At 71.6% G+C, this 11,078-nt stretch carries 10 protein-coding genes; 1 reads left to right on the plus strand and 9 read right to left on the minus strand.

The window, feature by feature from the left end:
• From AB0K09_RS22515 to AB0K09_RS22535, 5 genes are all read right to left on the minus strand, one after another.
• A partial coding sequence (locus AB0K09_RS22515) for a hypothetical protein (RefSeq protein ID WP_366067164.1) occupies positions 1-517 on the minus strand: 517 nt, incomplete at its 3' end.
• A gap of 128 nt (positions 518-645) precedes the next feature.
• Positions 646-1,719, minus strand: coding sequence for a Zn-dependent alcohol dehydrogenase (locus AB0K09_RS22520; RefSeq protein ID WP_366067165.1), 1,074 nt, complete (start codon positions 1,717-1,719; stop codon positions 646-648).
• A 67-nt stretch (positions 1,720-1,786) separates the two neighbouring features.
• Positions 1,787-3,250, minus strand: coding sequence for an aldehyde dehydrogenase family protein (locus AB0K09_RS22525; RefSeq protein WP_366067166.1), 1,464 nt, complete (start codon positions 3,248-3,250; stop codon positions 1,787-1,789).
• Complete coding sequence (locus AB0K09_RS22530; protein ID WP_366067167.1) at positions 3,247-4,434, minus strand: acyl-CoA dehydrogenase family protein; 1,188 nt, start codon at positions 4,432-4,434, stop codon at positions 3,247-3,249. The genes AB0K09_RS22525 and AB0K09_RS22530 overlap by 4 nt, the downstream gene beginning before the upstream one ends.
• Before the next feature lie 15 nt (positions 4,435-4,449).
• Positions 4,450-5,361 carry an SDR family NAD(P)-dependent oxidoreductase gene (locus AB0K09_RS22535; protein WP_366067168.1) on the minus strand — a complete coding sequence of 304 codons (912 nt, stop codon included), beginning with the start codon at positions 5,359-5,361 and terminating at the stop codon, positions 4,450-4,452.
• An 82-nt stretch (positions 5,362-5,443) separates the two neighbouring features.
• On the opposite strand from AB0K09_RS22535, the gene AB0K09_RS22540 reads away from it, so the two are divergent.
• Positions 5,444-6,370 (plus strand): cyclase family protein, encoded by a 927-nt coding sequence (locus AB0K09_RS22540; RefSeq protein WP_366067169.1) that lies wholly within the window; start codon positions 5,444-5,446, stop codon positions 6,368-6,370.
• 253 nt (positions 6,371-6,623) lie between these two features.
• Here AB0K09_RS22540 and AB0K09_RS22545 read toward each other — a convergent pair whose 3' ends face one another.
• From AB0K09_RS22545 to AB0K09_RS22560, 4 genes are all read right to left on the minus strand, one after another.
• A complete protein-coding gene (locus AB0K09_RS22545; protein ID WP_366067170.1) occupies positions 6,624-7,097 on the minus strand; it encodes an ATP-binding protein in 474 nt (157 codons plus the stop codon).
• 412 nt (positions 7,098-7,509) lie between these two features.
• Positions 7,510-8,652, minus strand: a complete 1,143-nt coding sequence (locus tag AB0K09_RS22550; RefSeq protein WP_366067171.1) for an acyl-CoA dehydrogenase family protein — start codon at positions 8,650-8,652, stop codon at positions 7,510-7,512.
• 8 nt (positions 8,653-8,660) lie between these two features.
• Positions 8,661-9,830, minus strand: a complete 1,170-nt coding sequence (locus AB0K09_RS22555; protein ID WP_366067172.1) for an acyl-CoA dehydrogenase family protein — start codon at positions 9,828-9,830, stop codon at positions 8,661-8,663.
• A gap of 6 nt (positions 9,831-9,836) precedes the next feature.
• On the minus strand, positions 9,837-11,042 hold the full coding sequence (locus AB0K09_RS22560; RefSeq protein WP_366067173.1) for an amidohydrolase family protein: 1,206 nt from the start codon (positions 11,040-11,042) through the stop codon (positions 9,837-9,839).
• Positions 11,043-11,078: the final 36 nt, after the last annotated feature.

The following is an 11,078-nucleotide window of genomic DNA, read 5'->3' on the forward strand; positions in this document are numbered from 1 at the left end:
CGATCAGCCCGGCCGGCAGCAGAACGACCGACAGGGCCGCCCACCAGACGGCGTACGTGAGAGGCGGTGCGAAGGCCAGACTGCCGAGTGCGGCGACGGCACCGAAGACCAGCACGGCGGCGGCGGCCACGGCCGGCACGGCGGCGAGCGTCCAGAGCGGGCCCTCGTCCCGGTCGCGCCACCGGGCGGCCCGCCCGGCGAGGCGCAGGGCGGGCATCACCGTGAGGGCGGTGACGAAGCCGCTGAGCAGCATGGTGAGGAGCAGGGCGCCGAGCGCCACGACGGCGATCAGGACCGGGTTCCTCGGCAGCCCGTCGTGCTCACGGGACAGCAGTACGAGCACGCCGGCCGTTCCCGCGATGACGATCTCCGCACACAGCGCGGCCATTGACGCGCAGAACGCGGCACCGAAACCGTCCGCATGCGCCGTCCGCTTCGTCTCCTCGGGAGTCGCCCCGGACGCGGCGCCCGTCGCCGCGTCGTTGGCTATCGCGTGTGGCTCAGCCTGCTGTGTCATATCAGCCCCCTATCTCCCAGAAAGATTCCCCCGGAGGCCGGGAGGTTGCTTTGCTGGCGGGGCGAGACCGCGCGGGGATCGCACTCGCTCCATGGGGTACCGGCCGGAGAGGCGGCGGGCCGGATTGATCATTTGGGAAAGGTGAGTACGGCCCGCGCCACGCGCGCGTGCCGCATGTCGTCCACTGCCCGCGCGAACTGCTCGGCCGGATAGACGTCGGTGACCAGTTCGTCGAGCAGCAGCCGTCCGTCGCGGTAGAGCCGGGCGTAGAGCGCGATGTCGTGCTGCGGCCGTGCGGAGCCGTAGCGGCAGCCCAGGATCGACTTGTCGAGGTAGAGGGAGGCGACGCGGAACGACGCCTCGGCGTCGGCGGGCGGCACGCCGAGCAGGACCGCCTGGCCGTGCCGGCCGAGCAGGTCGATCGCCTGCCGGACGAGACGGACGTCGCCCACACACTCGAAGGCGTGGTCGGCGCCGTCGGGCAGGATCGCGCGCACGGCGGCGGAGGTGTCGGGTGTCGCCGAGGCGTCGACGAAGTGCGTCGCACCGAACTGCCGGGCCAATCGCTCCTTCGCCGGGTTGGCGTCGACGGCGACGATCACGCCGGCGCCGGCGAGGCGGGCGCCCTGCAGGACGTTGAGCCCGATGCCGCCCGCTCCGAGGACGAGGACGGATTCGCCCGGGCGGACATCCGCCCGGTTCAGCACGGCGCCGACGCCGGTGACGACGCCGCAGCCGAGGAGCGCGGCGGAGGTGAGCGGAATGTCCTCGGGTATCCGGACGGCCTGGACGGCCTGGACGACCGTGCGCTCGGCGAAGGCCGAGCAGGAGGCGAAGTGGTACAGCGGGCGACCGTCCCGCGAGAAGGGGCGTGCCGGGCGGCCGATGGCGGCGCGGCACATGGTCGGCCGGCCGCGGTCGCAGTCGGTACAGGTGCCGCAGCCGGCGAGGGTGGACAGGGCGACGTGATCACCGGGCGTGACATGGGTGACGCCGGGCCCGACCGCTTCGACGACGCCCGCTCCCTCGTGGCCGAGCACGACGGGAACGGGGTGCGGGATGGTGCCGTCGATGACGGAGAGGTCGCTGTGGCAGAGGCCGGCGGCGGCCACCGCGACCAGGACCTCCCCCGGTCCGGGTGCGCGGACCCCCAGGTCGTCGACGACCACCGACCGTTCGCCGTCGAAGATGACGCCTCGCATGGCCGACCGTCCTCTCGGTGGGTCCGGGGACCCGATCGATGGAGCGTGGCGCGCTCCCGGGGTGGGTTCAGGACGGCCAGACGACCGACTGGAGTTCGCTGTACGCGTGCAGGGCGAAGGAGCCGCCGTCGCGGCCGACACCGCTCTCCTTGAAGCCGCCGAAGGGCGTGTCGGGGTGCCGTTGAACGGTGTTGATGCCGATGTTGCCGCTGTGCAGCCGGGCGGCGACGGTCCAGGCGCGGGCGGTGTCGGCGCTGAAGACGTAGTCGTAGAGCCCGTACGGGGTGTCGTTGGCGATGCGGACCGCCTCGTCCTCCGAGTCGAAGGGGAGGGCGACGACGACGGGACCGAAGATCTCCTCGCGGGCGACGGCCATGGCGGGGGTGGCGTCGGCGATGAGGGTGGGCGCGGCGTAGAAGCCGGGGCGCAGGCCGGGGCGGGTGCCGCCGGTGACGATGCGGGCACCTTGATCGCGGGCCCCGGCGACGTAGGCCTCGACCCGGTCGCGTTGTGCGGCGGAGATCAGGGGGCCGACGACCGTGGAGTTATCCACAGGGCTTCCGATTGTCAGTGACTCAGCGTAACGTTGGAGACCGGTGACGACCCGTTCGTACAACGAGCGTTGGACGAGTACGCGGGTCGGTGCCGTGCAGACCTGCCCGCTGTGGAAGGACCAGACCGAACCGACCGCCCCGATCGCCGACGCGAGCGTCTTTTCGTCGGCATCCCCCAGGACGATGGCCGCGCCTTTGCCACCGAGCTCCATGAGGACGCGCCGCATCGACCTCCCAGCGGACTCGGCGATCTTCTTCCCCACGGCGGTGGAGCCGGTGAAGCTGACCATGTCGACGCCGGGGTGGGACACGAGCGCCTCGCCGGCGCCGGGGCCCGATCCGGTGACGACGTTGAACACCCCGTCCGGGAGGCCGGCCTCCCGGAAGACCGGGCCGAGTTCGAGGCAGCTCAGCGGGTCCTGCGGGGCGGGCTTGGCGACGACCGTATTGCCCATGGCCAGGGCCGGGGCGACCTTGCCCGCGAGATTGACGACCGGGAAGTTGTAGGAGGTGATGCAGGCGACGACGCCCACGGGGCGCCGGAGCGCGACCGCGCCGATCAGGCCCCCGGGGGCCAGCGGACCGGTCGGCACGGGCTTCGGTGCGAGCGGGACGACGTCCGGCTCGAGCGCGCCCCGCGCGTAGCGCCGGAACCGTTCCACGGCGACGGGCAGTTGCACGGTCGAGGTGACGCGTGTCGTCGCGCCGGTCTCGGCCTGGAGGAGGGGCAGGAGCTCCTCCGAGTGTTCGACGATCAGATCCGCCATCCGGTCCAGGACGGCCGCGCGCGTGCGCGGATCGGTACGGGACCAGCCGTCACGTGCGGCCCGCGCGGCGGTCACCGCGGCGGCGACTTCGGCGGGAGTCGCCTCCGGTGCCTCCCCGACGACCTCCTCGGTCGCCGGATTGACAACTGGATAGTGCCCTTGTTGCGGCGCCCGCCAGGCGCCGTCGATCCAGTGCCCGTACGCCGTCATGGCCGAGGCTCCTTCGGCAGGCCGAGGACGCGCTCGGCGATGATCGTGCGCTGGATCTCGTCCGACCCGCCGTAGATGGTGTCGGCGCGGGAGAAGAGGAACCGGCGCTGCTGGGCGTCGAGTTCGTAGGGCTTGTCGGCATGCCAGTCGACCGGCCCGAGGGCGGCCGCCGCGCCCCGTACCCGCATCGCCAGGTCGCCGAGCCGCTGGTGCCAGCCGCCCCACAGCAGCTTGGCGACGCTGGGCGCGCCCGGGTCGTCCGCCGCCCCCAGGGTGCGCAGCGCGTTCCAGCGCATGGTCTGCAGCTGGGCCCACTGCCGTACGAGCCGGTCGCGCACCACCGGCTCCTCTGCGGCGCCGGTCCTGATCGCCTGCCGGAGGACCTCGCCCAGTTCGGCGGCGAAGCCGATCTGCTGGACAAGCGTGGCCACCCCGCGCTCGCGGGCCAGGAGGCCCATGGCGACCCGCCAGCCGTCGCCCTCGGCGCCGACGAGGTGCTCGGCGTCGGCCCGGGCCCCGTCGAAGAACACCTCGTTGAAGTCGGCGGCCCCGGTCATCTGGCGGATCGGCCGGACCTCGACGCGGCCGGGCTGGTCCAGGGGGACGAGGAGGAGGGACAGCCCGTGGTGGCGGTGCGATCCCTCGGCGGTGCGGGCGAGGAGGAAGCACCAGTCCGCCTGGTGGGCGAGCGAGGTCCAGGTCTTCTGGCCGGTGATCCGGTAGGTGCGGCCGCCGTCGGCACGCACGGCGGTGGTGCGCAGGGCGGCGAGGTCCGAGCCCGCGCCGGGTTCGCTGTAGCCCTGGCACCAGAGCTCCTCGCCGCGGGCGATGCCGGGGAGGAAGCGGGCGCACTGGGCATCGGTGCCGTGGGCGAGGAGGGTGGGCGCGAGGAGGTTTTCTCCCATGTGGCCGAGCCGGGCCGGCGCCTGGGCGCGGGCGTACTCCTCGGCCCAGACGACCTGCCCGGCCGGGGTGGCGGTGCGGTTGCCGTAGGTGCCCCGGGCAGGGGTCCAGCCGAGGCCGATCCAGCCGCCACTGCCGAGCTCCCGCTCCCAGGCACGCTCCCGGTCCCGGGCCACGTCCCGGTCGGGGGCGTTGTCCCCGGTGGCGGGGAGGTGCGCGGCCAGCCAGGCGCGCGCCTCCTCCCGGAGCGCCTCGTCGCGGGGGGCGAAGGCGAAGTCCATGGCCTGCTCCCGCTCCTAGGCGTTGGGCCGGGCGCCGGTGGCGGCAGCCCGGGCCATGTCGGTCAGCCGTTCCAGCAGCGGCATGGGGTCGGTGCCGACCGTCCCGGGAAGGAACGCGGCGATGCGCCCGGGGGTCCAGGCCTCTTCCGCGTAGGCGGCGCGGAGTTCGCGCGGCTGTGCCCAGACCGCGATCTTGGGGCCGGCCACGGTGTAGACCTGACCGGTGATGTCCGCCTCGCGCGCCCGGTCGCTCAGGAGGTACACGACCATGGGCGCGACGTCCTGGGGTTCGCCGATCTCGGTGAGTTCCATGGGGACATCGGCGGACATGCGGGTGCGGGCCACGGGGGCGACACAGTTGGCGGTGACCCCGTATTTGTGCAGGCCGAGGGCGGCGCTGCGGACGAGGGAGATGACGCCGCCCTTGGCGGCCGCGTAGTTGGCCTGGGAGACGCTGCCCTGGTGGTTGCCGCTGGTGAAGCCGATGAGCGCGCCGGAGCGCTGTCGGCGCATCACGGCCGAGGCGGCGCGGAAGACGGTGAACGTGCCCTTCAGATGGGTGGCGACGACGGGGTCCCATTCCTCCTCGGACATGTTGAAGAGCATGCGGGCCCGCAGGATGCCCGCGACGCACACGGCGCCGTCGAGACGTCCGTACCGGGCCAGGGCCGTGTCGACGACGCGCCGGCCGCCGGCCATCGTCGACACGTCGTCCGCGACGGCGACGGCCTGGCCGCCCGCCGCCTCGATCTCCTTGACCACGGAGGCGGCGACCTCGCTCGTGGGTTCGTCGCCCGCGACGGAGACGCCGTAGTCGTTGACGACGACCTGGGCGCCCTCGGCGGCGCAGGCCAGGGCCACCGCCCTGCCGATGCCTCGGCCGGCACCGGTGACGGCCACCACCTTGCCTGCCAGGAAGTTCCCCACGGCGAACCCCTTCCCGCATCTTCTGACGGTTCGTTAGATTTTTGGGGAGGGCGGGTCCGAAGACAAGACCGGGGAGGGGCCCATGACGCTGCCGACCGAGTTCCACGACATCGCCAAGCGGGTCAACAACTGGGGGCGCTGGGGCGAGGCGGACGAGATCGGGACCCTCAACCTCATCACCGAGGAGGTCGTGCGCGAGGCGGCGCGGACCGTGACGAGCGGCCGACGCCTGCCCCTGGCGCTGCCCCTGCGACAGGACGGTGTCCAGACGGGCCTCATTCCCGGCAGGGTCAATCCGCTGCACACCATGGTGGCGGTCAACGCGGAACTGTTCGGCCCCGGCACAGTGGCCACCAGCGACGACGCGGTGACCATGGGGCTTCAGGCCGCCACTCACTGGGACGGGCTCGCACACGTGTCATACGGCGGCCGGCTCTACAACGGGCGCCCGGCGTCCTCGGTCACGGCACACGACCGTGCCGTATTCCACGGCGTCGAGAAGGCCGGGCCCGTCCTCTCGCGCGGCGTACTGCTCGACGTCGCCCGCGCCAGGGGGGTGGACCGGCTCGACGCCGGCCAGGCCGTCACGCCGCAGGATCTCGACGCGGCCGAGGAGTTGGCCGGAGTCAGGGTCCGGGCCGGTGACATCGTGCTTGTCCGGACCGGCCAGGTCCAGCGATACCTGACGGGCGACAAGGAGGCGTACGCCTATCCCTCGCCCGGGCTTTCGATCCGTACCCCGGAGTGGTTCCACGCGCACGACGTCGCCGCCGTCGCCAACGACACCCTGACCTTCGAGGTCTTCCCACCGGAGATCGAGAATCTGTGGCTGCCGGTGCACGCGCTCCATCTGGTGGAGATGGGAATGCCGCAGGGGCAGAACTGGAACCTGGAGGAACTGTCGCAAGCGTGCGCGGAAGAGCGGCGCTACGCGTTCCTGCTGGCCGCCCCGCCGGAGCCGTTCGTCGGCGGGGTGGGCGCGCCGGTCGCACCGGTGGCCGTCCTCTGAGCGACCGCATGCGGGAAGGGGACCCGAGGAGACGGGCGGGACGGCAGCGCACAGATGCGCACCCCGAGCACGGCACCGTACGCCGCCGCCCAGCTCCGGCGCCTGAGCCCTGGTGACGCGCCGGACCGCGACCCGCACTCGCCAAGGCAGCCCGACTGCGGCGGGCCTCTCGACGTCCCCTCGCTACGAATCGCTGCATCCAAGGGTGATCACGTGAACACTTCACGTCAACACCTGGTCTGGACTTTGTCGACTACGCCCTATTTGTCGCGGCGTGTTGTGGCTCAAAAGCACCAGTCCAGACCGGACCACCCCGGTCGACCTCGCACCAGATGCGCTTGCCCGCGCCCTCCGGCTGCCAACCCCAGCGGTCGGCCAGGCCGTCCACGAGCTCCAGACCGCGTCCGCCGGTCTCGTCGCCCCGGGCGTGCCGCTGCCGCGGCGGACGGGCGCTGATGTCGGCCACCTCGACCCGCACGGTCCCCGCGGGGCCGCCGGTCACCGCTCCGGAGCCGGCGCCGGGGAAGAGCATCCGCAGCACCGCCGGGCACCCCGTGTGCACCACGGCGTTGGTGACCAGTTCCGAGATCAGCAGGATGAGCGTCTCGGCCAGGGGCTCGTCCACCCCTATCCCCGACCCGGCCAGGCGCGACCGCGCCCACCTACGGGCCCGCCCCACCTCCGCGGGATCGGCCCGGACCTCCATCTGCATTTGAAGCACCTGCACCGCTCACACCATCCGAACCGGCGGACACAACGCCTCGCGTCTCGCGGGCATCACGGAACGTGACGCCCGGTCGAGACAGCATGGTTGACGTACAGTTACCCCAACAAGCGCTTCGGGCATATTCCGGCGCAAAGGAGTATGCGTGCTGCATACTGTGCGACGCGCGCTGCGGGGAGTCGAACATCGGAGCTTCCTGCCCCTCCGCTCCACGCGAGTGACGGACATTTCCGCACCCGGCGCCACCACTTCGGCAACACCGGCTTTATTGCGCATCTCAACCACTCGCACCCCTGGGAGAGTACCCGAGTCGGGACACAACTCCGCACAGTGACGAGTTACGCGAAGAACACAACTCGATATCGACGCAGCGTGATCACCCTGCTCGACAAGGCAGGCATTTCACCCACACCGATTACACACAACCTTGCGAATCGCAGGGGAGCTCCGCGGCGAGCTCTTCCTCCGCCTGCGCCGTCCGCCCCCACTGTTCGGCCCTGAGCCAGGCGCGCTTGAGGTGCAGATGAACGTCCGCGTCCCAGGTGAAACCCAAGCCCCCGTGCAACTGCACAGCGTCACGGGCATTACGGACAGCAGCCTCATTCGCGAGCACTTTCGCCGCCGCGATATCACATGCGGTAATCGTCAGGGCCGCTGCATATACGGCACTGCGTACGATTTCCGTACGGACGAGCATCTGCGCGCAGAGATGCTGGACGGCCTGGAAGGCGCCGATCGGGCGGCCGAACTGTTCGCGGACCCGGACATGGGCAATGGTCATTTCCATGGTGCGGAGGGAACTGCCCAGCTGCTGGGCGGCGGTGAGAAGGGCGGCTTCGCGGTACAGGCGGCCGGCGTCACCCGGTGCGATCGCGGTGCGGGTCCGGGCCGGGGTCCGGGTCCGGGTCCGGGTCCGGTCGGTGACCGGGGCGCGGCCCGATGCTGTGCCGACTCCCGGCGGCAAGCCGGCAGCTTGGCTACCCCTGGCATCCGCCAGGGTGTGCAGGGGAGTTGTCGGATCCACGGATCGCACGGGCCGGGCTCCGAGCAGGTGCGGGCCCTCGCCCCTGGGCAATGCCAGTACATGGGGTGCGGGATCGTCGATGAACAGAACCGCCTGCGCCTCCCCGAGATATTCGATCGTCCCGTGCCGTTCCACGGCCGTCACCACGGTGGCGCCCTCCCCCGCACCGGCCACATGTCCGGCGGCGAGCTGGCTCGCCACCAGCGGCCCCGGAAGCAACACCCGGCCCGCCTCTTCAAGGACGAGGACCACTTCCAGGAGTCCCAGACCGGCACCGCCCACCTTCTCCGGCAGGCGCAAGGAGAAGAATCCGGCCGCACCCAACTCTCTCCAGAGTGTGGCGAGAAAGCGCGGTGACGGTTCACCACTCCGAACGCCGGCGTCACTTGCGCCCTGCTTCTCGTCTGCCGTACCGCCCGCGACTCGGTCCCCGTCCACCACGGCACGCAACCGTTCGCGCGGGAAGAGAGACGCCAGCAGTTCGCGGGCGCCCTTCTGCACGGCGCGTTGATCGGCATCGAGGCGGAATTCCATGGTCGTTCCTACCGCCCTTTGGGGAGGCCGAGGATGCGCTGGGCAATGATGTTCTGCTGAACCTGTGAGGTGCCCGCGGCGATGGTGTAGGAGAGTGAAGAAAGACGCTCACGGGTCCATGGGTGTTCGGCGTCCAGACAGCCGGGGCCGAGAATTTCCGCCGCCACGTCGTAGAGGTCCTGGCGGCTGTGGGAATAGCGCAGCTTGAAGACCGATCCCATGGCGTCCGGAGTGCCGGGCCGGCCGGTGCGCAAGCCGTACTCCGCCTCGCTGGCCCGGGATTGCAGCATCCGCCACAGTCCGAGGAATTCGGCGTTGAGCCGGCCGAGCCGGCGGCGCAGGACGGCGTCCTCCCATCGGCCGTTCTCCCTCGCGGTCCGGGCGAGGCGGGCCAGGGTGCGGCGGCAGGCGACGACCTCGCCGGCGAAGGCGGTGCCCCGCTCGTGGGAGAGAGTGACCATGGTGACGCGCCAGCCGTCGTTCTCGGCGCCGACCCGGTGGTCCACGGGGATCCGCACCTCGTCGAGGTGGAGCTCGGCGAATTCCGTCGAGCCGGCGAGCGTACGAAGGGGCCGGACCGTGACCCCGGGCGCGCGCATGGGCATGGCCAGCCAGGTCAGCCCGCGGTGGGCGGGCACGGAGGGGTCGGTGCGGACGAGCAGTTCGCACCAGTCGGCGACCTCGGCGTGCGAGGTCCAGATCTTGTGGCCGGTGACGACGTAGGAGTCGCCGTCCCGGACCGCCCGGGTGCGCAGAGCCGCCAGGTCCGAGCCGGCCCCGGGCTCCGAGAAGCCCTGGCACCACACCTCCTCGCCGCGCAGGATCGGCGGCAGCCAGCGGGCGCGCTGGGCGGGGGTCCCCTCGGCGGCGATGGTGGGGCCCGCGTGCAGCAGGCCGACGAAGTTGGCGCCCACGTAGGGTGCTCCGGCGAGTTCGGTCTCCTCCAGGAAGGCCAGGTGCCGGACGGGGCCCGCTCCCTGACCGCCGGCGTCGGCCGGCCAGTGCAGCCCGGCGTAGCCGGCGTCGTAGAGGGCTCGCTGCCAGGCGCAGTCGTAGGCGCGGCGACCCGGCCAGTCCGTGGGCGCGGGCTCGGCGGGCAGCGTCGGCAGCACCTCGCTGAGCCAGCGGCGCAGCCGCTGCCGGAACCGTTCCTCGTCCGGCGTGGGAGTGAGATCCACCGGTGTTCACGCGCCCCGGGCCGTGTCGAGGTGATCGAGGCCGAGCATGCGGATGGCATTGCCGCGCATGAGCTTGTGGACGGTCTCCCCGTCCAGACCGCGCACATGCTCCAGGGCGACCTCCCTGGTGTGCGGGAAGGTGGAGTCGACGTGGGGGTAGTCGGTCTCGAAGGTGATGTTGTCGACGCCGATGGCGTCGAGCGAGGCGATGCCGTGGTGGTCGCGGAAGAAGCAGCAGTAGATCTGCCGGCGGAAGTAGGTGGAGGGCGGGTCGGGGATCAGGTCGCGCACGCCGCCCCAGGCGCGGTGTTCGCGCCACACGTCGTCGGCGCGTTCCAGGGCGTAGGGGATCCAGCCCATCTGGCCCTCGCTGTAGGCGAGGGTGAGGCGGGGGAAGCGGACGAGGACGCCGCTGAAGAGGAAGTCGCTCATGGACGCCATGGCGTTGTTGAACGACAGGGTGGCCTGCACGGCGGGCGGGGCGTCCGGGGACGCGGCGGGCATCTGCGAGGACGAACCGATGTGCAGGTTGAGGACGGTGCCGGTGTCCTGGCAGGCGGCGAAGAAGGGGTCCCAGTAGCCGGAGTGGATCGAGGGCAGACCCAGGTGGGTGGGGAGTTCGCTGAAGGTCACGGCCCGTACGCCGCGGGCGGCGTTGCGCCGGATCTCGGCGACGGCCAGGTCGACGTCCCACAGGGGGATCAGGCACAGCGGGATCAGCCGGCCGCCGCTGTCGCCGCACCACTCCTCGACCATCCAGTCGTTGTAGGCGCGCACGCATGCCAGCGCGACCTCCTTGTCCCTCGCCTCCGCGAAGGTCTGTCCACAGAACCGGGGGAAGGTGGGGAAGCACAGCGACGCCTCGACGTGGTTGAGGTCCATGTCCTTCAGCCGCTCGGCCGGATCCCAGCAGCCCGGCCGCATCTCCGCGCGGGTGATCCCCTCCAGCGTCATCTCGTCGCGCTCGAAGCCGACGGCGGCGATGTTGCGCTTGTACGGGAAGTGCAGGTCCTCGTAGATCCACCAGTCGGTGACCGGACCGGAGGGGTCCATGGTGAAGCGGTACTTCCCGCCGATGTACTCCAGGCCCCCGATGCCCTCCGTGTGCGGACGCGGGCCGCGGTCGCGGTACTTCGCGGGCAGCCAGGTCTCGAAGAGGTGCGCGGGCTCGATCACGTGGTCGTCGACGCTGACGATGCGCGGCAGTTCCATACGGGTGCCCTCTCCGGCGCGAGGATCGGGGTTCGG

Origin of the sequence: Streptomyces sp. NPDC049577 (genome assembly GCF_040675635.1) — a bacterium.
Classification (GTDB): Bacteria; Actinomycetota; Actinomycetes; order Streptomycetales; family Streptomycetaceae; genus Streptomyces.